Annotated in this window: 18 protein-coding genes and 1 rRNA gene (1 of these 19 running past the window's edge); 13 read left to right on the top strand and 6 right to left on the bottom strand. The window is 30.9% G+C overall.

Annotated elements, in window-relative coordinates:
- Window positions 1-724, bottom strand: a 16S ribosomal RNA gene (locus H9W90_RS01060); it reaches 796 nt to the left of the window's first position.
- Between the two features lie 1,249 nt (window positions 725-1,973).
- Here H9W90_RS01060 and thrS point away from each other — a divergent pair.
- From thrS to H9W90_RS01005, 11 genes are all read left to right on the top strand, one after another.
- Window positions 1,974-3,914: a threonine--tRNA ligase gene (gene thrS, locus H9W90_RS01055; RefSeq protein WP_187482645.1), complete on the top strand. Its 1,941-nt coding sequence runs from the start codon at window positions 1,974-1,976 to the stop codon at window positions 3,912-3,914.
- Between the two features lie 103 nt (window positions 3,915-4,017).
- Window positions 4,018-4,545: a translation initiation factor IF-3 gene (gene infC, locus H9W90_RS01050; protein ID WP_222934231.1), complete on the top strand. Its 528-nt coding sequence runs from the start codon at window positions 4,018-4,020 to the stop codon at window positions 4,543-4,545.
- A gap of 62 nt (window positions 4,546-4,607) precedes the next feature.
- Window positions 4,608-4,805 carry a 50S ribosomal protein L35 gene (rpmI, locus tag H9W90_RS01045; protein WP_187482644.1) on the top strand — a complete coding sequence of 66 codons (198 nt, stop codon included), beginning with the start codon at window positions 4,608-4,610 and terminating at the stop codon, window positions 4,803-4,805.
- A 96-nt stretch (window positions 4,806-4,901) separates the two neighbouring features.
- Window positions 4,902-5,246, top strand: a complete 345-nt coding sequence (rplT, locus tag H9W90_RS01040; RefSeq protein WP_187482643.1) for a 50S ribosomal protein L20 — start codon at window positions 4,902-4,904, stop codon at window positions 5,244-5,246.
- Between the two features lie 97 nt (window positions 5,247-5,343).
- Window positions 5,344-5,925 (top strand): hypothetical protein, encoded by a 582-nt coding sequence (locus H9W90_RS01035; RefSeq protein WP_187482642.1) that lies wholly within the window; start codon window positions 5,344-5,346, stop codon window positions 5,923-5,925.
- A 211-nt stretch (window positions 5,926-6,136) separates the two neighbouring features.
- Entirely contained in the window at window positions 6,137-7,342 is a 1,206-nt protein-coding gene (glgA, locus tag H9W90_RS01030; protein WP_187482641.1) for a glycogen synthase, read from the top strand.
- 4 nt (window positions 7,343-7,346) lie between these two features.
- Window positions 7,347-8,612, top strand: a complete 1,266-nt coding sequence (locus tag H9W90_RS01025; protein WP_187482640.1) for a glucose-1-phosphate adenylyltransferase — start codon at window positions 7,347-7,349, stop codon at window positions 8,610-8,612.
- 44 nt (window positions 8,613-8,656) lie between these two features.
- Window positions 8,657-10,594 carry an alpha-1,4-glucan--maltose-1-phosphate maltosyltransferase gene (locus H9W90_RS01020; protein WP_187482639.1) on the top strand — a complete coding sequence of 646 codons (1,938 nt, stop codon included), beginning with the start codon at window positions 8,657-8,659 and terminating at the stop codon, window positions 10,592-10,594.
- Window positions 10,595-10,599: 5 nt separating this feature from the next.
- Window positions 10,600-12,225 carry a trehalose synthase gene (locus tag H9W90_RS01015; protein ID WP_187482638.1) on the top strand — a complete coding sequence of 542 codons (1,626 nt, stop codon included), beginning with the start codon at window positions 10,600-10,602 and terminating at the stop codon, window positions 12,223-12,225.
- A gap of 6 nt (window positions 12,226-12,231) precedes the next feature.
- Entirely contained in the window at window positions 12,232-14,139 is a 1,908-nt protein-coding gene (gene glgB, locus H9W90_RS01010) for a 1,4-alpha-glucan branching protein GlgB (RefSeq protein ID WP_187482637.1), read from the top strand.
- 266 nt (window positions 14,140-14,405) lie between these two features.
- Window positions 14,406-16,808, top strand: coding sequence for a glycoside hydrolase family 31 protein (locus H9W90_RS01005; RefSeq protein WP_187482636.1), 2,403 nt, complete (start codon window positions 14,406-14,408; stop codon window positions 16,806-16,808).
- Between the two features lie 268 nt (window positions 16,809-17,076).
- On the opposite strand, the gene H9W90_RS01000 is transcribed toward H9W90_RS01005, so the two are convergent.
- Window positions 17,077-17,247 (bottom strand): hypothetical protein, encoded by a 171-nt coding sequence (locus tag H9W90_RS01000; protein WP_187482635.1) that lies wholly within the window; start codon window positions 17,245-17,247, stop codon window positions 17,077-17,079.
- 135 nt (window positions 17,248-17,382) lie between these two features.
- Entirely contained in the window at window positions 17,383-18,459 is a 1,077-nt protein-coding gene (gene prfA / locus H9W90_RS00995) for a peptide chain release factor 1 (RefSeq protein ID WP_187482634.1), read from the bottom strand.
- A gap of 95 nt (window positions 18,460-18,554) precedes the next feature.
- On the opposite strand from prfA, the gene H9W90_RS00990 reads away from it, so the two are divergent.
- Both H9W90_RS00990 and H9W90_RS00985 read left to right on the top strand, forming a co-directional pair.
- A complete protein-coding gene (locus H9W90_RS00990; protein ID WP_187482633.1) occupies window positions 18,555-18,992 on the top strand; it encodes a DUF6265 family protein in 438 nt (145 codons plus the stop codon).
- Entirely contained in the window at window positions 18,992-19,840 is an 849-nt protein-coding gene (locus tag H9W90_RS00985) for an alpha/beta fold hydrolase (RefSeq protein WP_187482632.1), read from the top strand. Before H9W90_RS00990 ends, H9W90_RS00985 begins: the two co-directional genes overlap by 1 nt.
- A 12-nt stretch (window positions 19,841-19,852) precedes the next feature.
- Here H9W90_RS00985 and H9W90_RS00980 read toward each other — a convergent pair whose 3' ends face one another.
- The 3 genes from H9W90_RS00980 to H9W90_RS00970 form a co-directional block, all read right to left on the bottom strand.
- Window positions 19,853-21,007, bottom strand: coding sequence for an FAD synthase family protein (locus H9W90_RS00980; RefSeq protein ID WP_187482631.1), 1,155 nt, complete (start codon window positions 21,005-21,007; stop codon window positions 19,853-19,855).
- Window positions 21,008-21,018: 11 nt separating this feature from the next.
- Window positions 21,019-22,197 (bottom strand): AIR synthase related protein, encoded by a 1,179-nt coding sequence (locus H9W90_RS00975; RefSeq protein WP_187482630.1) that lies wholly within the window; start codon window positions 22,195-22,197, stop codon window positions 21,019-21,021.
- A 316-nt stretch (window positions 22,198-22,513) separates the two neighbouring features.
- Window positions 22,514-24,697 carry a glutamine synthetase III family protein gene (locus H9W90_RS00970; protein ID WP_187482629.1) on the bottom strand — a complete coding sequence of 728 codons (2,184 nt, stop codon included), beginning with the start codon at window positions 24,695-24,697 and terminating at the stop codon, window positions 22,514-22,516.
- Window positions 24,698-24,792: the final 95 nt, after the last annotated feature.

Below are 24,792 nucleotides of genomic sequence, written 5' to 3'. Positions count from 1 at the left end.
CTTCGCAATCGGTATTCTGTGTAATATCTATGCATTTCACCGCTACACTACACATTCTATCTACTTCCATATGACTCAAGTCAACCAGTATCAAAGGCAGTTCCATAGTTAAGCTATGGGATTTCACCTCTGACTTAATTGACCGCCTGCGGACCCTTTAAACCCAATGATTCCGGATAACGCTCGGACCCTCCGTATTACCGCGGCTGCTGGCACGGAGTTAGCCGGTCCTTATTCTTACAGTACCGTCAAGCTCGTACACGTACGAGTGTTTCTTCCTGTATAAAAGCAGTTTACAACCCATAGGGCCGTCTTCCTGCACGCGGCATGGCTGGGTCAGAGTTGCCTCCATTGCCCAATATTCCTCACTGCTGCCTCCCGTAGGAGTCTGGTCCGTGTCTCAGTACCAGTGTGGGGGATCTCCCTCTCAGGACCCCTACCTATCGATGTCTTGGTAAGCCGTTACCTTACCAACTAACTAATAGGACGCATAGCCATCTTTTACCGATAAATCTTTAATTACATCTCGATGCCGAGTCGCAATACTATGAGGCATTAATCTTCATTTCTAAAGGCTATTCCTCTGTAAAAGGTAGGTTCTATACGCGTTACGCACCCGTGCGCCGGTCGTCAGCGAGTGCAAGCACTCCTGTTACCCCTCGACTTGCATGTGTTAAGCCTGCCGCTAGCGTTCATCCTGAGCCAGGATCAAACTCTTCATTGTATATTTTAAATATGTTAATGAATAAGTTTCAAAAGAATTTACATTATTTTACTAATGTGGTTATTCTACTCTTTGTTTACGCTGTCAATTTCAATATTTTCAATGAACTTTTAGGGTATCGCACTCTTGCTTTCACAATCGTTTTAAATCCTAATTTGTAGAAATGTTAGACTTGAACTAACTAATAATTATCGTAACTATTATTCCAAAATTTCTCTGATCGTATTTGCTGTTTCTGTTAGCGGGTGCAAATCTAAAACTTATTTTTGAATTGACAAGCAAAAAATAAATAAATTTTTTAATTTTTTTTAACCCCTAAAAAACTGAACTTTATTCCCCGATAAATCGGACGGCAAAGATACAATGTTTTTTATTTACCAACCTAATTAAAATTTGATTTTTTTTAATCTTTTTTTATCACTAAAAACGAAACTAAAAACATCCCTCCTAACCCAGTTAATAAAGCTAAAACAACATCTCAATGAACTAAACTAACATACTCATATTTCCGTTAGCGGGTGCAAATATACAACTCATTTCTAATCTCACAACTATTATTTTAAATTCTTTTTAAATTTATTTTTTGACCGAGATAATTCATTGAAAATATGCTGGTTATAATCGAAAGTTTTTTTAACCTTTTTTAATGCTTTTATCATATAGAACTCATAACCGCAAATTATAACCGAATCTAACACCTTTTAACCCTTAAATGAATTCAAAAAATTAAACTTTGTGGACGGATCTGAATCTGCTTATTGTGACGTTTATCAAAAATAAGCCTAGTAAACATTAATTTAGCTTTAAGAAATCTTAATTATTCTCAGAAATTTAAAAGATAAAACGCAAATTAACTGATCTTTCACCTTAACTATTTACTTATATTAGACCTATCTAAAACTTTGTTTTGTTAAAAAAATATCTTTTGAAATTTAAAAATGTGCATTTTAAATCTCATATTATATATAATGTCTATCAAAAATACACCAGGTTTATCTCTAAAATCTTTAATAATAAATAACTCCTCCTCTAACTAAAAGTCAACAAACAAGAACGTGTTAGGGATTGAAGCATTTGTTTGAGCTCTTTTATTTGTTTTTCGGCAAATAAAAAGCGAATGCGAAAAGCCCGACCACGCATTTTCGCGGGGAACACCCTAAAAAAACACTCCTATATAATAAGTACACATATATATTGTGTGAAAAATTGTTTTCTAATATCTTTGCAGTCTCAAAAAATTATAGATTAAATGATTAAAATTACTTTATCAGACGGAAGTATTAAGGAGTTTGCCGAAAATAGCACTCCAATGGATGTTGCAAAAAGCATTAGTGAAGGTTTCGCGAGAAACGTTATATCTGCAAGTTTTAACGGAACAACCGTTGAAACCACTACTCCATTAACCACAGATGGTTCTTTAGTTTTATATACATTTAATGATGATGGTGGTAAGAAAGCATTCTGGCATTCTTCTGCTCACGTTTTAGCGGAAGCTATTTTAAGCTTTCACCCAAAAGCGAAATTAACTATTGGACCTGCAATTGATAATGGATTTTATTATGATGTAGATTTTGGTGATGCTGTTATTTCTGATAAGGATTTTCCTGCTATTGAAAAGAAGTTTCTAGAGATTGCTCGTGGAAAACATGAGTTTTCTATACGATCTGTTTCTAAAGCGGACGCATTGTCATTATATAAAGAAGAAGATAATGAATATAAAGTTGAGTTGATTGAAAACTTAACGGATGGAGATATTACTTTTTGTGATCACAGCAACTTTACAGATTTATGTAGAGGAGGACACATTCCTAATACAGGAATTATAAAAGCGATTAAGATAATGAGTGTCGCTGGTGCTTATTGGCGTGGTGACGAAAAGAATAATCAGTTGACGCGTGTATACGGAATTAGTTTTCCCAAGCAAAAAATGCTAACTGAATATTTAGAGTTATTAGAGGAAGCTAAAAAAAGAGATCATAGAAAATTAGGAAAGGAATTAGAATTGTTTACTTTTTCTCAAAAAGTAGGTGCTGGTTTGCCTTTATGGTTACCTAAAGGCGCTGCTTTACGATCTCGTTTAGAAGATTTCTTAAAAGCTGCACAGAAAAAAGCAGGTTACGAAATGGTAATGACACCTCATATTGGTCAGAAAGAATTATATGTTACTTCTGGACATTATGAAAAATACGGTGAAGACAGTTTCCAGGCAATTAAAACTCCGAAAATGGATGAAGAGTTTTTATTGAAGCCAATGAATTGTCCACACCATTGTGAAGTGTACAATTTTAAACCTTATTCTTATAAAGATTTACCAAAACGTTTCGCAGAATTTGGAACAGTTTATAGATATGAACAGAGTGGAGAATTACACGGTTTAACTCGAGTAAGAGGTTTTACACAAGATGATGCGCATATTTTCTGTACACCAGAACAATTAGATCAAGAATTTAAAGATGTTATTGATTTAGTACTATATGTATTTGGTTCTTTAGGTTTTGAAGATTTTACTGCTCAAGTTTCTATTAGAGATAAAAGTAATCCTGATAAATATATAGGAGATACAGAAACTTGGGAAGTTGCAGAACAAGCAATCATTAATGCAGCAACTGACAAAGGTTTAAATTTTGTGATTGAAGAAGGTGAAGCAGCATTTTACGGGCCAAAATTAGACTTTATGGTGAAAGACGCTTTAGGCAGAAGTTGGCAACTTGGAACGATTCAAGTTGACTATAATTTGCCAAAACGTTTTGATTTAACATATACTGGTTCAGATAATCAATCTCACAGACCAGTTATGATTCATAGAGCGCCTTTTGGTTCTATGGAGCGTTTTATTGCGGTATTGCTGGAACATACAGGTGGAAATTTCCCACTTTGGCTAACTCCAGATCAAGTTATCTTGTTGCCAATCAGTGATAAATATCAAAAATATTCAGAAAAAGTTTTAGAATCGTTAGAAAATTCCGAAATTCGCGCCCTCGTAGATAACCGAAGTGAGAAAACTGGACGTAAAATACGAGATGCAGAAGTTAGTAAAGTTCCATTTATGGTGATTGTTGGTGAGAAGGAAGAACAAGATGGCACAGTTTCTGTAAGAAAACACGGTGAAGGTGATATTGGTACGTTTACCATTGAAGAATTTATTTCTTTAATTAAAGCCGAAGAAAGTAAAACATTGAAGAAATTTTAATTAATTTTGAATTTCAATAAAAATAAAAAAGTTGGTAAAACAACTAAATGTTAATTTAAATATATAAGTCATAGCAATACGTAGAAGTAGGTCGAGAAGACCGTTGAGAGTAATCAAAGAAGATCAGCATAGGATTAATGAAAAAATAAAATATGTTGACGAAGTTCGTCTTGTGGGCGACAATGTGGAAGTTGGTGTATATCCTTTAGATAAAGCTAAAGAATTAGCCAGAGAACAGGAATTGGATTTGGTAGAAATTTCTCCAAAAGCAAAACCACCTGTTTGTAAAATTATTGATTACAAGAAGTTCTTGTATGAGCAAAAGAAACGTGAGAAAGCTTTAAAGTCTAAAGCGACTAAAGTTACTATTAAAGAGATACGTTTTGGACCTCAAACAGATGAGCATGATTATGAATTTAAGAAGAAACATGCTGTTAAATTCTTGCAAGAAGGCGCTAAACTAAAAGCATTTGTATTCTTTAAAGGACGTTCGATTATCTTTAAAGAACAAGGACAAATACTTTTATTAAAGTTAGCCCAAGAATTAGAAGAATATGGTAAAGTTGAGCAATTACCAAAATTAGAAGGTAAACGTATGATTATGTTTATTGCTCCTAAAAAATTAAAATAAAAAAGTGCTGAATATAAATTTAGTATAAACAATCTTATAAGCAAGATAAAAACGAAGGAGAGATGCCTAAAATGAAAACCAAATCTAGCGCCAAAAAACGATTTAAAGTTACTGGTACTGGAAAAATCAAAAGAAAGCACGCGTTTAAAAGTCACATCTTAACAAAGAAGTCTAAAAAACGTAAGCTAGCCTTGACTCACTCTACATTAGTACATAAGTCTGATGAAGCGAATATCAAGCAACAATTAAACTTAAAGTAAGTTTAATTACAGGGAATTTTATTATTAACCATGGAGTTAGGCCAAATTTAAAAAGTATTCTTAATTGAATCGCCTACTACAAAACACATTGAAATTATGCCAAGATCAGTAAATTCAGTAGCCTCAAGAAAAAGAAGAAAAAAAATCTTGAAGGCAGCAAAAGGTTACTTTGGACGTAGAAAAAACGTTTATACAGTAGCAAAAAATGCGGTTGAAAAAGGAATGCTTTATGCATACCGTGACCGTAAAAACAATAAGAGAAACTTCCGTTCTTTATGGATTGTACGTATTAACGCTGCAGCTCGTTTAAATGGAATGTCTTACTCTCAGTTTATGGGAAAAGTGAAAGCTAACAATATCGAATTAAACCGTAAGGTTTTAGCAGATTTAGCTGTAAACAACCCAGACGCTTTTAAGGCAGTTGTAGAAAAAATTAAATAAATATAAATTACTTGCTTATAATAAAAACCCAAACGAATTCGTTTGGGTTTTTTTATTACTTTTATTCTTTTAAAAATCTTCAATTAAAACTAAAAAAATGAGATTACTTATTATAGTATTTACAACAATTTTACTTTCTACAATTTCTTACGCACAAGAAACAACAGAACTAGAAAATACTTTAGAAAATCAATTTGATAAAATATACAGAACATCTACTAGCTATCAAACCTATAAAGTAATCAGTAAAGAGCGTTTTCAACTTTTAAAAAAAAATGTTTTAGACTCTTTAAAAGAATCTAAATCACTTGTTATTGAAAAAGAAAAATCATTAAAAGCTGAGAAAGCGAGTATCCAAGAAACAAAAGAAACCTTAAACAAAACTAAACAAGAACTAGAGATTGCACTAAACAAAGAAAACTCAATTTCTTTATTTGGAATTCAATTAAGTAAAACAACATACAATCTAATTCTTTGGAGTTTAATAGCTGTATTACTTTTTAGCTTATTATATTTCATCTACAAGTTTTCTAAAGGCAATATTATTACACAAAAAGCTGAAAATGGCTTACAAGAAGTTGAACAAGAATTTGAGCAATACAGAAAGAAGTCATTAGAAAGAGAACAAAAATTACGCAGACAACTTCAAGACGAGATTAACAAGCAACGTAATCTGTAATAAATTAAAATTTCTATTAAAGTATTCTTTAACCTTTGTTAATACACATAAAATATCATCACCAAAAAACCCTTTTATTAATGTAATTTTATCAAAGTGATAATATTACTTGAATTTTTAAAAAAAAAGAATAATTATTTTGTAAGTTTAGTACTATTTTATACCTTAAATGACTGAAATAAACAACTAATAAACCTAATTTACAAAATTTATGAAAGCTCTTTTTTATACTAGAGAATTTCCACCATATGTTTATGGTGGTGCTGGCGTTCACGTAGAATATCTTGCTGCTGAATTAACCAAGTTAATGGAAGTAGATGTAAGATGCTTTGGAGATCAAGACGAAACTAGCAATAATTTAACGGTAAAAGGCTTTCCTTACGATAATCCTATTTTCGACAAAACAGATGATAAACTACAAGCTGTTTTAAAGACATTAAGTACAGGCCTACATATGAATGCAGATGCTATAGATGCAGATGTTGTTCATTGCCATACATGGTATGCACATTTTGCTGGTATTGTTGCAAAATTGTGTTACGGAATTCCTTTAGTTATCACTACACATTCTTTAGAACCTTTAAGACCTTGGAAAAGAGAGCAATTAGGACGTGGTTATGATGCTTCTTCTTGGATAGAGAAAACAGCTATTGAAATGGCAGATGCACTTATAGCAGTTTCTGAAGAGACAAAAGAAGATGTTTTAAAATATTTTGATGTTGATGAAAGTAAAATTAAAGTAATTTATAATGGTATTAATTTACAACAATACATTACAACCACAGATAGTTCTACATTAGATGAATATGGTGTTAATAAAAACAAACCTTACGTACTGTTTGTTGGAAGAATTACAAGACAAAAAGGTATTATTCATTTAGTAAATGCTATTAAATATATAGATCCAGATACCCAAATAGTTCTATGTGCTGGTGCACCAGATACTCCAGAAATTGGTCAAGAAATGAAAGATGCGGTTGACCAAGTAAAAAAGATTAGAGATAATGTTATTTGGATTGACAAAATGGTAACCAAAGAAGAAATTATTCAATTGTATTCTCATGCAGATGTTTTTTGTTGCCCATCTATATATGAACCTTTTGGAATTATTAATATTGAGGCAATGGCTTGTGATACTGCAGTTGTTGCAAGTGCAGTTGGTGGTATTAAAGAAGTAGTTGTACATAATGAAACAGGTATTTTAATTCCTGTAGAACAACAAGCTTCAGCACCTTTTGAGCCTATTGACCCAGATAAATTTGCAAGAGATTTAGCAGAAGGTGTTAATAAAGTTATTAGCAATCCAGAATTAAGAAAATCGATGGCAATGAAAGGTAGAAAAAGAGTTGAAGAACATTTCGATTGGATATCCATAGCCAAACAAGTAGAAGAATTATATAAATCACTAAAAAACTAACCAGATGATAAACGACAAAGTATTAGGAATTATTTTAGGTGGAGGACAAGGTTCAAGATTATATCCATTAACAAAAGATAGATCTAAACCAGCTGTACCAATTGCAGGTAAATATAGATTAGTAGATATTCCAATTTCTAATTGTATCAATTCAGATATTAAAAGAATGTACGTTTTAACTCAATTTAATTCTGCTTCGTTAAATAAACATATCAAAAATACATATCATTTTAGTTTTTTTAGTTCTGCTTTTGTTGATGTTTTAGCTGCTGAACAAACCATACACAGTGACAAATGGTTTCAAGGAACTGCAGATGCAGTAAGACAAAGTATGCATCATTTTTTAGCTAATGAGTTTGAATACGCTTTAATATTATCTGGTGATCAATTATATCAAATGGATTTTAATGATATGATTAATAAACACAAAGAAAGTGGTGCAGAAATTTCTATTGCAACATATCCAGTAAATGCGAAAGACGCTACTTCTTTTGGGTTATTAAAGACAAATGATGAGAATATTATTACTTCTTTTATAGAAAAACCAGGTGAAGAGTTATTACCAAATTGGACATCTGATGTTGGTGAAGAAATGAAATCTCAAGGTAGAGATTATTTAGCATCTATGGGTATTTATATTTTTAATAGAGATCTATTAATTAAGTTAATGAGTAATCCTGATACAAATGATTTTGGTAAAGAAATTATACCTCAAGCCATAGACAGTCATAAAACCTATAGCTATCAATATGAAGGATATTGGGAAGATATTGGTAATATAGACTCTTTCTTCGAAGCTAATTTAGGATTAACAGACGATGTTCCAGAGTTTAATTTATATGATAATAAAGGTATTTATACAAGACCTAGAATATTACCAACTTCAAAAATATCTGGAACAATTTTGAACAAAACAGTTATTGGTGATGGATGTATAATTCATGCAGAAAAAATTGATAGAGCTGTTATTGGAATTAGATCTAGAATTGGTAAAAATTCTTTAATATCTAATACCTACATGATGGGTAACGATTTTTACGAAACTTTAGAAGAAGTTGCCAATAATAATATCGAGATTATGATGGGAATTGGTGACAGATGTTACATTCACAATTGTATTGTAGATAAAAACTGTAGAATTGGAGATGACGTTAGAATTAATGGAGGGCCACATATAAAGGATGTTGAAACAGATACTTATATGGTAAAAGAAGGTATTGTAGTTATTAAAAAAGATGCTACAATTCCTAAAGGAACAATCATTGGATAAGACAATTATTTTACTTTTTTATTATCAAAAAAATAACCAAATTAATGCAAAACCAAAGTAGAATTGTAGTAGAAAATATAACTCCACAAGTAAATTCTGGAAAAGTATTTATAAAACGTGTCCTTAATGAAATTGTTAATGTAACAGCAGATGTTTTAGTAGATGGGCATGATGTGCTTCAGGCAAATTTATTATTTAAACATGAAGCTGATAAAAAATGGTCAGAAGTTAGAATGTTACCAACAGCTAATGACCAATATATTGCAAGTTTTCAAACACTAAAACAAGGTTTTTATTCTTATAAAGTTGAAGGTTGGGTAGATTATGCTCTAAACTGGCAACATGGTATAGGAAGAAAGATTGACGATTATCAACATGTAAATTCAGAACTTCTAGAAGGTGCAGAATTATTATTATCAATAACAGATAAGGTTACACCAAAAGAAAAAGAATATTTACTTCATTTAATTTCTATTTTTAAGAATGCAGAAAATTATTCTGAAGCTGTAAAAGAAGCTATATCAGAAAAACTGACATTAATCTTAAAAAAATATCCTGAGAAATTTTTAACAGAAACTTCTCAAGAATTTAAAGTATACGTAGACAGAAAAAAAGCAAGATTTAGTACATGGTACGAATTTTTTCCACGTTCTGCTTCAGAAGAAAAAGGAAAACATGGTACATTTAATGATTGTCATCGTTTGTTACCAAGAATTTCTCAAATGGGGTTTGACACCTTATACTTCCCTCCTGTTCATCCTATAGGAGAAGTAAATAGAAAAGGAAAAAACAACACAACTGTAGCCCAAGAAGGAGACGTTGGTTCTACTTGGGGAATAGGTTCTAAATACGGTGGACACAAAGACCTACATCCAGAATTAGGAAGTTTAGATGACTTTAAAAATCTAATTGCAAAAGCTAAAGAATTAGGTATTGAAATTGCTATGGATTATGCATTGCAAGCTGCACCTGATCATCCTTGGGTTAAAGATCATCCAGATTGGTTTAAATGGAGACCAGATGGAACTGTACAATATGCAGAAAACCCTCCAAAAAAATACCAAGATATTCTTCCTATTTATTGGGAAAGTGCAGATTTTAAAAACCTTTGGAAAGAATGTTTAGACACCTTACTATATTGGATAGATTGTGGAATTAATGTTTTCAGAGTAGATAATCCGCATACAAAACCTTATTATTTTTGGGGTTGGATAATTGCTGAAGTTAAAAAGCAACATCCAGATGTTTTATTTTTAGCAGAAGCATTTACAAGACCAAAAGTTATGCAACAACTTGCAAAACAAGGTTACACACAATCTTACACTTATTTTACCTGGAGAGATTCTAAACATGAATTGATTGAGTATATGAATGATTTGACTCAAACAAATCAAAAAGAATACATGAAACCTAATTTTTGGCCAAATACACCAGATATTAACCCATTTCATTTACAAGGAGCTCCAGAAAGCAAGTATTTACAACGCTACGCTTTAGCTGGTACTTTAAGTTCTAACATTGGTATTTATGGACCCGTTTTTGAACAAATGATAAGCGATCCAATTCCTGGCAAAGAAGAATATTATATGTCAGAGAAGTTTCAACTTTGCCATTACGACTGGTTTAAAGAAAATAAGGTAACCGTTTTAATTTCAAGAATTAACAATATTAGAAAAGAAAACGAATCTTTTCAACAAACAAATAATATTAAATTTTTAGAAACTGGAAATGATCAGTTAATTGCATTCTATAAATGGAATGAAGAAAAAACAAATGAAACAATTACGGTTATTAGTTTAGATGCCTATAATTCTCAATCTGGAAGTGTTCAATTACCACTTCATGATTTAAATATAAATCATGGTCAGAAAATAGAAGTTGAAGATTTAGTAACTAGAAATTGTTACAACTGGTATAATGAATGGAATTATGTTGAATTACACGCAACATTACCTTTCCATATCTTTAAAGTAAATAAATAATATATATGGTAAAAGAACCAAATACAATTTCTGTGCCTTCTATATTCTCATCAAAAAACAGATGGGAAGAAATTATAGAAGACAAAGATTTTGTTAGCGTTTTTTTATCAGATGTTTTAGAAGAATATATTCAAAAACAACGTTGGTTTGGTGGTAAATCTAGCCAACTAAAATACATAGAATTAAGCGAATATTTTAAAATTCAACAAGATGGAGAAATCTATTTTGGTTTGATTTTAGAAGTGAATTTTGTAGAAGCTTTTTACCATCATTATTTTTTGCCTATTGCATTTATTTCAGATAATTCTGCTAAAGAAAGTAGAATTTTACCTTTAAAACTAGAAAACAAAGAAGGTTTTATAGTAGATGCAATGCATGTTGAAGGTTTTAGAAAAGTAGTCTATGAAAGAATAAGCACTGCTTTACCAGTAGATAAAACTCCTGTACAATATCATAAATTAGAAGGATTCAATTTTCCACCCTATAAATCCTCTAAATTTATGGGAGTAGAACAAAGTAATACTTCTGTAGTTTATAATGATGCCTATATTTTAAAGTTTTTTAGAAGGATTTATGCTGATAAAAATCCAGATTATGAAATGAGTCGTTTTTTGTCTCATAAAAAAGATTTTAAAAACACACCTCCTTATTTAGGAAGTGTGAACATTATTGATTCAGAAAACACCAATATTACTATTGGCTTAATGCAAAAATTAGTTCCTAATAATGGTGATGCTTGGGAATATTTTTTAAAAGAAATTCATACAATTTACCAAACAATAGACAGTAAAAATATTCAGTTTCAAAATCTGCCAGATGTAGAAATGTTTGAACGTGTAAAAATAGAAGACATTCCTCCTATTATTATAGATTGGTTAGGTTTAAATATTCTTACTAAAATAAAATTGTTAGCAAAAAGAACTGCAGAAATGCATGTTGCATTAGGTTCAGAATTTGAAGACACTACTTTTACTCCCACTCGTTTTAATGGAGACTACACTGTTTGGTTAAAAAACAGGTTAACTTATCAATTTCAGAATAGATTAAATCTTACTGAAAATAATTTACATCAATTAGACTGCTATGCATTAAAACTAGCCAAAGAGTTTTTAGATAGTAAAAACGATATTAGAAAACAATTGGTAAATTTCGATTGGACAAAGTTAAAAGGAGAAAGAATTAGAATTCATGGAGATTATCATTTAGGGCAAATTTTAGTTCAAGATAATGATTTCTGTATATTAGATTTCGAAGGAGAACCAGAAAGCACAATTAGAGATCGAAAAGTAAAACAACCTCCATTAAAAGATGTTGCAGGTTTATTTAGGTCTTTTAATTATGCTATTTATTCTACAGTATTTAACCATCAAAAAGAATACAAAAAAAGTCAAGAAAAACTTTTTGAATTTGGCGAATTACTATACAAATACATGATTTCTGTTTTTATGGAAACTTATGTAGAAACAACTAAAAATGCAAACCTACATATAGGTTACAGAAACGAAAGAAGATTTTTATTAAAATACTGCTTACTAGAAAAAGCAATTTACGAGTTAGGTTACGAACTCAATTCAAGACCAAAATGGACAATAATTCCATTAAAAGGTATTGCAAACATTTTACACAAATAAAAAAACATGGCACAAACAAAAGTACACAGTCTTTTTACAGAATTTGACATAAATCTATTTAAAGCCGGTAAACACTATCGTTTATACGAGAAGTTTGGTTCTCATATTATTACAGTAGACAAAGAAGAAGGAACATATTTTGCAGTTTGGGCACCAAGTGCTAAAGCAGTTTCTGTTATTGGCGATTTTAACTTTTGGTTAGAAGGCGAACATCATTTAAATGTACGTTGGGACGGAAGTGGAATTTGGGAAGGATTTATTCCGAATGTAAAAAAAGGTGCAATATATAAGTATAAAATAAGAAGTGCCAACAATGATATTGTAACAGAAAAAGCAGATCCTTTTGCAAGAAGATGCGAGCATCCACCAAAAACAGCTTCTGTAGTTTGGGAAGATGATTACAAGTGGAAAGACAAAAAATGGATGAATAACAGAAAAAAGAACAATGCATTAGATGCTCCTTATTCTGTATATGAAGTTCATTTAGGTTCGTGGAAAAAACAAATTGAAGAAAATCGTTTTTTAAGCTATGTCGAATTAGCAGATGAGTTGGTGAAATACGTAAAAGAGATGAACTTTACACATGTAGAGTTTATGCCAATAATGGAATATCCTTATGACCCAAGTTGGGGTTATCAATTAACAGGATATTTTGCTCCAACATCTCGTTTTGGTTATCCAGATGAATTTAAGTTTTTAGTTGATAAATTTCACGAAAGCGGAATTGGTGTTTTATTAGATTGGGTTCCATCTCATTTTCCTTCAGACGATCATGGTTTAGGTTTCTTTGACGGTTCTCATTTATATGAACATCCAGATAGAAGAAAAGGATATCATCAAGATTGGAAAAGTTTAATTTTTAACTACGGTAGAAACGAAATAAAAGCATTTTTAATTAGCAACGCAATTTTTTGGTTAGACCAATATCACGCAGATGGCTTAAGAGTAGATGCTGTAGCTTCAATGTTATTTTTAGATTACTCTAGAGAAGATGGAGAATGGGAACCAAACATGTTTGGCGGAAATGAATATTTAGAAGCCGTAGATTTTATAAAAGAAATGAATGCTGCTGTTTATGAAGCATTCCCAGATGTACAAACCATAGCAGAAGAATCTACTTCTTTTCCTAAAGTTTCTAGACCAATTTACGATGGTGGTTTAGGCTTTGGAATGAAATGGATGATGGGTTGGATGCATGATACTTTAGGTTATTTCCAAAAAGAACCAGTATACAGAAAACATCATCAAAACGAATTAACTTTTGGGTTAAATTATGCATTTTCAGAAAACTTTATGTTGCCACTTTCACATGATGAAGTTGTTTATGGTAAAAAATCTATTGTAGACAAAATGCCTGGTGATGAATGGCAAAAATTTGCGAATTTACGTTTATTATATAGCTTTATGTACACACATCCAGGAACAAAATTATTGTTTCAAGGTGGAGAATTTGGGCAAACTTCTGAATGGAATTTTGAAGGAAGTTTAGACTGGCACTTATTAAATTTTGATGTACATAAAGGAGCCCAAACTTTAGTAAAAGATTTAAATAGTTTTTACAAAAAAGAAAAGGGATTACACCAAAAACAATTCTCACCAGATGGTTTTGAATGGATAGATCATGGAGATCATGAAAACTCTATTATGACATATATGAGAAAAGGAGAAAATGAAAAATACACCATTATTGTTGTCTTAAACTTAACTCCAATTCCAAGAGAAAAATATAGAATTGGTTTACCTCAAAAAGGTTCTTTAAAAGAAGTCTTTAATAGTGATGCCATAAAATACAATGGAACTGGAGATTATTCAAATAAAAAACTTCAGTCAGATGTTAAACATTGGAATGGTAGAGAAAATTCTATCGAACTAGATTTACCACCATTGGCGATGTTAGCATTCAAATATAAATAAAAACAAAAAGCTCTTTTACTGCTATACTTTTAGCAAAAAAAGAGCTTTATTTTTTATACTTCGTAAAAAAATAATCCTTTTTTAAAGTATTTCACATTCTTTACTTAAAAACTTAAAAAGAAACCATTTACACGTAATCTTTAAGCAAATAAGTAATATTTTTGTCCTTATAACGTTCTCAAACGTTATCGTAAAAAAAGCCAAATAAAACACGTTCTCTTACAAAGAATTACGATTTTTACACGTTTAATAAACTAACAAATTATATGATTGTTAATACAGAATTAGAACAGAAAGGGAATTTATTCCCATCAGAAATTATAAATTATAAAAAAGACGTAGACACACTTTCTTTTACAGCAAAAAACAACGTTGTTTTACAGGTTACTGTTGTTAGAGATAGTGTAATTAGATTTAGATATTCTACTACAGGAAAGTTCGAAAATGATTTTTCTTATGGTGTAACAATTCATGCAAGTAGAGGATACAGTTTTTTAGAAATAACTGAAGACGATACACATTATATTATTACAACATCTAAACTAATTTGTAAAGTAGAAAAGCAAAGCTTACAAGTTAGTTTATATGACGCATTAGACTTAAAATTAATTAATCAAGATGAGATAGGTTTTCATTGGGAAGAATGTTATGAACATGGTGGAGATATTGTAAAAATGAGTAAGACTTGCCAAAAAGCAGAAAGCTTTTATGGTTTAGGAGACAAGCCTGTAGATGTAAATCTAAAAGGTAAACGTTTCGAAAACTGGGCTACAGATTCTTATGCATTTGGTAAAGACACAGATCCTATTTATAAAGCTATACCTTTTTACACAGCTATACAAAACAATAAATCTTACGGTATTTTCTTTGATAATACTTTTAAAACTTCTTTCGATTTTGCACATGAAAGAAGAAATGTAACAAGCTTTTGGGCACAAGGTGGTGAAATGAATTATTACTTCATTTACGGACCACAAATGGAAGAAGTTGTTAAAAATTACACAGATTTAACAGGAAAACCTCACGCATTACCACCATTATGGGCTCTTGGGTTTCATCAATGTAAATGGAGTTATTACCCAGAAAGCAACGTAAAAGAAATAACAAAAACATTTAGAGATTTACAAATTCCTTGTGATGCTATCTATTTAGATATCGATTACATGGACGGTTTCCGTTGTTTTACTTGGGATAAAAATTACTTCCCAGACCCAAAAAGAATGGTAAAAGAACTAGAAAATGATGGTTTTAAAACCGTTGTTATTATAGATCCAGGAATTAAAATAGATTTAGAATACGATGTTTTTAAAGAAGCACTAGACAAAGATTATTTTTGTAAACGTGCAGATGGACCATACATGAAAGGTAAAGTTTGGCCAGGAGAATGTTATTTTCCAGACTATACAAAACCAGAAGTTAGAGAATGGTGGGCAGGTTTGTTTAAAGAATTAATTGAAGACATTGGTGTTAAAGGTGTGTGGAATGATATGAACGAGCCAGCTGTTATGGACGTTCCTAACAAATCTTTCCCAGATGATGTTCGTCATGATTATGATGGAAATCCTTGTTCACATAGAAAAGCACATAATATATATGGTACACAAATGGCTCGTGCAACTTATCACGGACTTAAGAAATATGCATATCCAAAAAGACCTTTTGTAATTACTAGATCTGCTTATTCTGGTGCGCAACGTTATACATCTACTTGGATGGGAGATAATGTTGCAACTTGGGAACATTTAGCTATTGCTAATAATCAAGCTCAAAGAATGGCAATGTCTGGTTTTTCTTTTGCAGGATCGGATATTGGTGGATTTGCAGAGCAACCACAAGGAGAATTATTTGCAAGATGGATTCAATTAGGTGTATTTCACGCTTTTTGTAGAGTACATTCTTCTGGAGATCATGGTGCGCAAGAACCTTGGGTTTTTGGTGATGAAATTACCGATATTGTAAGAAAATTTGTTGAATTAAGATATCAATTATTACCATATTTATATACCGCTTTTTGGAAATATATAAATGATGGAACTCCAATTTTAAAATCTTTAGTTTTATATGACCAAGATGATACATCTACTCATTACAGAAGCGATGAATTTATTTACGGAGAACAAATTTTAATTTGCCCAATATTAGAACCAAATGCTAAAGGAAGAAGAATGTATATTCCTAGAGGTTTATGGTATAATTTCTGGACTGATGAAGTTGTAGAAGGTGGAAAAGAAATGTGGGTAGATGCAGATATAGACAGTATGCCAATCTTTATTAAAGAAGGAGCTGTTATACCTAAATACCCAGTACAACAATATGTAGGTGAAAAGAAATTCGAAGAAATTACTTTAGATGTTTACTATAAAGAAGGTAAGGAAGCTTCTAAATTATATGACGATGCTCATGATGGGTATGATTATAAGAAAGGAAGATTTAGTTTACGTACTTTTAAAGTAACAGGTAAAAAGAAAGAATTTATTTTACAACAGCATAAAAGAGGAGACTTTAATGCAGGTTATTCTAAATTTAATATTGTTTTCCATAATTTACCGTTCGAAATTACTTCAGTACAGATAGATAATGTAGAAATAAATTTAAGTAGTGTTCATTTAGAATCTCAATCTATATCTGTAGATAAAGAATTTACTGAACTTCATTTATTCGGAAAGTAAAAAGGTTTCTCACGGTTTTCCGTGAGTTCTCTCACGGAAAACCGTGAGTTGAAAAAAACCCCATAAATGGGTATTGTGAGATTACCAAAACTACTTTAAATTTGTAGTGTTAGTAATTCTTTTCCCCCCATTGTATAATGAAGAATACTTTCATAATATTTGTTTAACACAAAAAGCGATTAACAGTTCCCCTAAAACTTTAATCGCTTTTTTTCTTTTTCTAGAATTTCTTTATTCTTTCTCTACAAACTTTTTCGCTTCTTTTTAGCTACCCTTCTAATTTATTAATATCTAATTCTGCAATACTATCTTTGTCTTTTTCTTTAGTTCTGTTTAGTGCATAAGCTAGTAAAGCTACTTCCACTAATAATATTCCAATTTTCACTTTTTTGCTTTTACTTAAAGCGGCAGTTAATCCTAAAATTTTAGTAGCTATCATAATTAATTCTTTTTCTTACATCAAAAATAATAGAAGAGAGTAAATACAATTATTCCAAATCATTTAAAAAGTAACTCAAATAAAAAACCTCAAGAAATTAATCTTGAGGTTTTGATATTTAAAAAAAGTAAAACTTTATATTCCGTCTCCTAATTCTTTTAATTTTTCTGTATTTTCTGCTAACATTAATTCATCTATAATTTTCTGAATATCTCCATTCATAATGTTCGGCAAATCATATAAAGACAAACCTATTCTGTGGTCTGTAACTCTACCTTGTGCATAATTATACGTTCTAATCTTTGCACTTCTATCTCCAGAAGAAACCATAGAACCACGTTTTAAAGCGTCTTCTGCGTTTTTCTTCGCTAGTTCCATATCATATAAACGAGAACGCAATACTTTAAACGCTTTCTCTTTATTCTTATGTTGCGATTTTTGATCTTGACATTGCGCCACCAAACCAGTTGGAATATGTGTTAAACGAACTGCAGAATACGTTGTATTTACAGACTGACCTCCTGGACCTGAAGAACAGAAGAAATCGATTCTTACTTCCTTTGGATTAATTTCCACATCAAACTCTTCTGCTTCTGGAAAAACCATACAAGTTGCTGCAGAAGTATGCACACGACCTTGAGTTTCTGTTTGTGGAACTCTTTGTACACGATGCACACCAGCTTCAAACTTTAAAATTCCATAAACATCATCTCCATTTACTTCAAACTGAATTTCTTTAAATCCACCATTTGTTCCTTCAGAATAATCTACAGTAGAAACTTTCCAACCTTTACTTTCGCAATATTTAGAATACATTCTAAATAAATCTCCAGCAAAAATACTTGCTTCATCTCCACCAGTTCCTGCACGTAATTCTACAACTGCATTTTTAGAATCTTCTGGGTCTTTTGGTATTAATAAAAACTTAATTTCATCTTCTAATTCAGGAATTCTAGTATTGGCTTCTTCTAATTGCATTTTGGCCATTTCTGTCATTTCTGCATCAGAACCATCGGCAATAATTTCTTTTGCCTCTTCTATATTGTCTGTTAATTCTTGGTACTCATCACCTTTTTTAACAACATCGCCTAAATCTTTATATTCTTTCATTAATTGTGCATAACGTTTTTGATCCGTGATCACATCAGGCTGAATAATTAAATCCGAAACCTCATCATAACGCTGCTTTACAATTCTTATTTTTTCTAACATCTTCTACTCTTTTCTTGGAATGCGAATTTACAATATTTATCGGAAAGTTAAATGTTTCGTTTTGAGTATATTTGAAGAATTCTAATCAATTTATTATGAAACATTTATTATTTGTCTCTTGCTTGTTACTTATATTTTCATGTAAATCTGATAAAGAAAATAATAAAAATCCTTCATTTTTAGTTGGAAACTGGATACGTTTAAATGATAAAGAAGGCAGTAAAACCTATGAAAATTGGAATACTAACTTTACTGGTTTAGGCTATACTTTAAAAGAAAAAGACACCACTTTTAAAGAAATATTGAGTATTGTTTCTATTAATGATACTTTAAATTTAAAGGTTGAAGGCGTAAATGAAACTCCTACACTATTCAAATTTACATCTCAAACTGATACTTCTTTTATTTGCAAAAATTTAAAAAATGAATTCCCAAAAAAGATAAAATACTATTTAGAAAACAAGCAATTAAAAGCTATAGTTTCAAATGACGATTTTAGTATTGATTTTGTTTTTAAGAAAATTAAAAATTAATGACTGAAAAACTCATAAAACTAAATTACGATTCCGATAAATATTTGGCGCTTTGGAAAGTAACCAATACCAAAAGTTCTAAAGACAAAAATATCTTACTAACACATGGAACATTTTCCAACAGAAAAGTTTTAAACGGAATCACCGAATATTTAGTCTCTAAAGGTTTTACTTGTTGGATTTTCGAATGGAGAAATCATGGAAACAGTTCTAAAATTAACCAAAATTTCGATTTTGAAACGATAGGGAAACAAGATTTTAAAATCGTTTCTGATTATTTATTCACTACTCAAAATATTAAAAAATTAGATTGTATTACACATAGTGGTGGTGGAATTTGCTTAACAATTTTCTTAATTACAAACCCTAATTATACATCTAAAATTAATAGTATTACCCTATTTGGTTGCCAAGCTTTTGGTGCTGTAACCTCAACTAAAAATTATCTTAAAATTTTTATTGCGAAATATATTAGTAAGCTTTTAGGTTATATTCCTGCAAACATAACTGGAAGTGAAGAAAATGAAAGCTATTTTATGATGAAACAGTGGTTTAATTGGAATCTAAACAAAAACTTTCTTGGCAAAAATAAGTTTGATTATCAACCCAAAATGAAAGAAATACAAATTCCTATTCTATCTATTACTGGTAAAGGTGATACTTTTATTGCTCCGCCCAAAGGTTGCAAAGAATTTTTAGATGCTTTTAAAAACCCGAAGAATAAATATATATTATGTTCTAAAGAACATGGTTTTTTAGAGGATTATAACCATAGTAGGATTTTACATTCTAAAAATGCGAGTAAGGAAATTTATGCTATTGTTTTAAATTGGATTGAGATTTTTTAAAAAAGTAAAAAATCAAATTAAAGTTTCTTTTCTGCGTACTTTAATATTCATTGTTCCTTTAATAGGTTTATCTGTTACCAAAATTAAATACCCTGCACCACCAGCTCCAGCAAGTTTCCAAGCTAATGCTTTGTCTTTATATTTACTAATTTCTTCTTCAATTTTAGAATTTAGCATTTTAGGAAACATAGTTGTTTGTGCATTAAAAGACTTTAAAAAACCGCTAGCAAAACTTTGTAAATCTTTATTTTTTATGGCCTCCCAAACTTCATCAGATGCTTGTGTTAGCTTTTTTACATTTGGTTTATTAATATGAGTTTCCGTTAATAAATTTAACCCTTTTTCTCTCGGCCATAAAAGCACCATGCACAAATGTTTTTCTAACCAAGAAATAATACTTTCCGAATGTATAGATTCAAATTTCTTTGGCCAATAATCATTATCATAATAATGTCTTACCAAACCTGGCATACAAATTCCGATTGCATCTTGTGCTCCTGAAATAACTTCAGAACCAGGAGTGTTTTCGAACTTAAATAAAATTTCAGCTAATTTTTCGGGTTTTTCAATAGGCAAATAATATGGCCATATCTTTTTCGCTGCATTTCTAGTAGAAGTAGACATTCCACAACGTTCATTATATTCAATAATTGGTTCTAAAGAAAGGGTAATTGCCCAACCTGGGTGATATTTAGAAACATAGGGCTGATCTATCCAAGTTCCAGCTAAATCTATTCTATAAGGTAAAGAACAATTGTCTCCAGAACGGATTTGAGTAGTAGATCTTGCTGGTAAATCTGCATCTGGTTGTCTGCTTAAAACATGTAGTTTAATACCTAGTTTTTTACATAATCTTTCTTTTTCAGGAGAGTAACCATCTTCATTTACAACAAAAAAGTCTGGCTTTAACCTTATTAAATCTTCTTTAAAATCTAAAATTCCAGAACCAGAATTCACAAAAGATTGCTTTACATATTTAATTGCATTAATCATATAAATTCTTTCTCTTTCAGAATTTATAGTTTTCCTTCCCTTTAGCTCATCAACAGTAGCATCTGAACCAATACCAACATATAAATCTCCAAAAGTAGCAGCTTCTTTAAAAAAGGCTAAGTGCCCACTATGTAGCATATCAAAACAGCCAGAAACAAATACTTTTTTCTTCATTTATATATCTATTAATAATTAAACGTACCAAACTCACTTTCTATAGTAAGTTTTTTTGCTGAAGAAGCTTCTACTCTACCCACAATTTGTGCATTTACATTATAAGATTTTGAAATAGCAATTATGTCTTCAGCAATTTCTGGAGAAACATAAATTTCCATTCTGTGTCCACAATTAAAAACTTGGTACATTTCTTTCCAATCGGTTTTCGATTGTTCTTGTATCAATTTAAACAAAGGCGGAATTGGAAACATATTGTCTTTTACAATGTGTAAATTGTCTACAAAATGTAAAATCTTCGTTTGTGCACCACCAGAACAGTGAATCATTCCATGAACTTTATCCGAATTAAATTTCGATAAAATTTCTTTAATAATTGGTGCATAAGTTCTTGTTGGAGACAAGACTAATTTACCAGCATCAATAGGAGAATTTTCTACTTTGTCTGTCAGTTTTGTGTTTCCAGAATAGACTAAATCTTCAGGAACTGCAGCATCGAAACTTTCTGGGTATTTGTCTGCTAAATATTTGTTAAAAACGTCGTGTCTTGCAGACGTTAATCCGTTAGAACCCATTCCTCCATTATATTCTGTTTCGTAAGTTGCTTGCCCAAAAGATTCTAAACCTACAATTACATCGCCAGCTTTTATGTTTGCGTTGTCTATAACATCTGTACGTTTCATTCTTGCAGTTACTGTAGAATCTACAATAATTGTACGAACTAAATCGCCAACATCTGCAGTTTCTCCTCCTGTGGAATGAATGGTTACTCCAAAACCTTTTAAATCTTCTATTAATTCTTCTGTTCCGTTTATAATTGCTGATAAAACTTCTCCAGGAATTTTACTTTTATTTCTTCCAATGGTAGAAGACAACATAATATTGTCTGTTGCTCCAACACATAAAAGATCATCAATATTCATGATTAACGCATCTTGCGCAATGCCTTTCCACACAGAAATATCGCCAGTTTCTTTCCAATACATATAAGCTAAAGAAGATTTTGTACCTGCACCATCTGCATGCATTATTAAACAATAATCGCTATCATTTGTTAAATAATCTGGTACAATTTTACAGAATGCTTTTGGAAATAAACCTTTGTCTATATTCTTAATTGCATTATGTACGTCTTCTTTTGATGCTGAAACACCTCTTTGTGCGTATCTTTTAGAAACTTCTTTACTCATGTTGTGTGTTGTTATGGATGCAAATTTAGTCTTTTGCTTAAAAAAAACAGTGGAAAATTAGTATGAATTTTGTTGTTTAAAATATTGATGATGCTGTGTTTGTTTTTTATTACATAGAATCTTTAGGTAATATAGCATTTTGTAAAAAAACCTCACAGGTTTTAAAATCTGTGAGGTTTGTATTAAGTGATTTTTTGTAACTTCCTTTTCCGGTTTTGCAATACGCGTTAGGGATTGAATGGCATGTTTGAGCTCTTTTTTGTTTTTTAGAAAAAAGCGAGTAATGAAAGCTCGTTAAAACGCCCAAAAAACTATTTTATTTAGTAAATAACAATTCTCTATACTTGGTTAGTGGCCATAAATTGTCATCTACCATAGTTTCTAACTTATCGCAATGAAATCTTATTTCTTCGAAAAAAGGTTTAACGTTTTTGCAATACATATCTGCAGATTTTAAGCCAGTATATTTATTTGCTTTTGCACGTTGTTCTTCCATTTTTATTACGAGAGCATTAATGCCTGTAATATGATTGGAGATTGTCATTATTAATTCTATTTGCTCTTTTGCGATATTTTTATATTCGCCTCCAAAAATTTCTTTTAAATTTTTAGTGTTTTCTAACAATGTATTTTGATAAATTACTGCTGTTGGAACTACGTGATTTTTGGCAATATCACATAAAACACGACCTTCAATTTGTAATCGTTTTGTGTATTCTTGTAGCGCAATTTCATAACGAGCTTCTATTTCTACTTTGCTCATTACGTCCATTTCATTATACAAGTCAATTACTTCTTTAGAAATCTGTATTTGTAATGCTTCTGGAGTTGTTTTATTGTTACTTAAACCTCTCTTTTTAGCTTCTTTTTCCCAAGCTTCTCCATAACCATCTCCATTAAATCTAATTTTTTTAGACTCTTTAATATATTCTCTTAAAACATTAAAAACAGCTTCATCTTTTTTAAGATTCTTTACATCTATTAATTTATCTACTTCTATCTTAAATTCTTTTAACTGTTTTGCAACAATAGTGTTTAAAACTGTCATTGGTGTTGCGCAATTAGATTTAGAACCCACTGCTCTAAACTCGAATTTATTACCTGTAAAAGCAAAGGCAGATGTTCTATTTCTGTCTGTATTATCTAATAAAATTTCTGGAATTTTACCAATAATATTCAGTTTTAAATCTGTTTTTTCTTGTGGAGATAATTTTCCTTTTGTTACATTTTCTAACTCGTCTAAAACTTCTGAAAGTTGGTCTCCAATAAAAACAGATATTATTGAAGAAGGAGCTTCATTTGCGCCTAACCTACAATCGTTACTTGCTGATGCAATTGAGGCTCTTAACAATTCTTCATTCTCATAAACAGCTTTTATTGTGTTTATGAAAAAGGTTAAGAATTGTAAGTTTTTCATAGGTGTTTTCCCAGGACTTAACAGGTTTATTCCATCTGAAGTAGACAAAGACCAATTGTTATGTTTACCAGAACCATTGATTCCTGAAAAAGGTTTTTCATGAAAAAGAACCTTAAATTTATGTCTTCGAGAAACTTTTTCCATCACATCCATTAATAATGAATTATGATCTACTGCTAAATTTGCTTCTTCGAAAATTGGCGCAACTTCAAATTGATTTGGAGCTACTTCATTATGTCTTGTTTTAACAGGGATACCTAATAACATACATTCTTGTTCCAGATCTTGCATAAAAGCCATCGCTCTTGCAGGAATGGTTCCAAAATAATGGTCGTCTAATTGCTGACCTTTTGCAGGTAAGTGACCTAATAATGTTCTACCTGTTAGTAAAATATCTGGTCTTGACAAAGCCAAAGCATCGTCTATTAAAAAGTACTCTTGCTCCCAACCTAAAGTTGCACTAACTTTTCTTGCATTTTTATCAAAATACTTACAAACTGCAGTAGCATGTGTATCTATTGCTTGTAAAGCTCTTAATAATGGCGTTTTATTATCTAAAGCTTCGCCTGTATAAGCAACAAAAATTGTTGGAATACACAGAGTTGTTTCATAAATAAAAGCTGGTGAAGTTGGGTCCCAAGCTGTATAACCTCTTGCTTCAAACGTATTTCTTATTCCTCCATTTGGAAAACTAGATGCATCTGGTTCTTGTTGCACCAATTGTTCTCCGTCAAATTTTTCCATTGCCAAACTACCATTGATAGATTCGAAAAATGCATCGTGTTTTTCTGCTGTTGCCCCAGTTAATGGCTGAAACCAATGTGTATAATGGGTTGCACCTTTAGAGATTGCCCAATCTTTCATACTTACAGCAACTTGGTCTGCTATTTTACGATCTATTTTTGTACCAAGCTCAATTGCATTCATAACACTTTCGTATGCAGCTCTTGTAAGATACTGCTGCATAGCATATTTATTAAATACGTTTTTACCAAATAAAGATGATCTTTTTTCATTTTGAACAACCTTTAAAGGGTTTCTATTCAAAGTTTCTTGTAAAGCATTGAATCTTATCCTTGACATATTATTAATTTTTTAAGCTTTTTTTTGTTTTTATATAAATACCCCCTACAAAAATTAGGGATAAAATTATTCTCGTGCAAAAATAAACATTTAAG

The organism is Polaribacter pectinis (genome assembly GCF_014352875.1).
GTDB classification, from domain to species: Bacteria; Bacteroidota; Bacteroidia; order Flavobacteriales; family Flavobacteriaceae; genus Polaribacter; species Polaribacter pectinis.
Note: the sequence above shows the minus strand (reverse complement) of the source record. Positions and strands in the feature narration are given on the sequence as shown.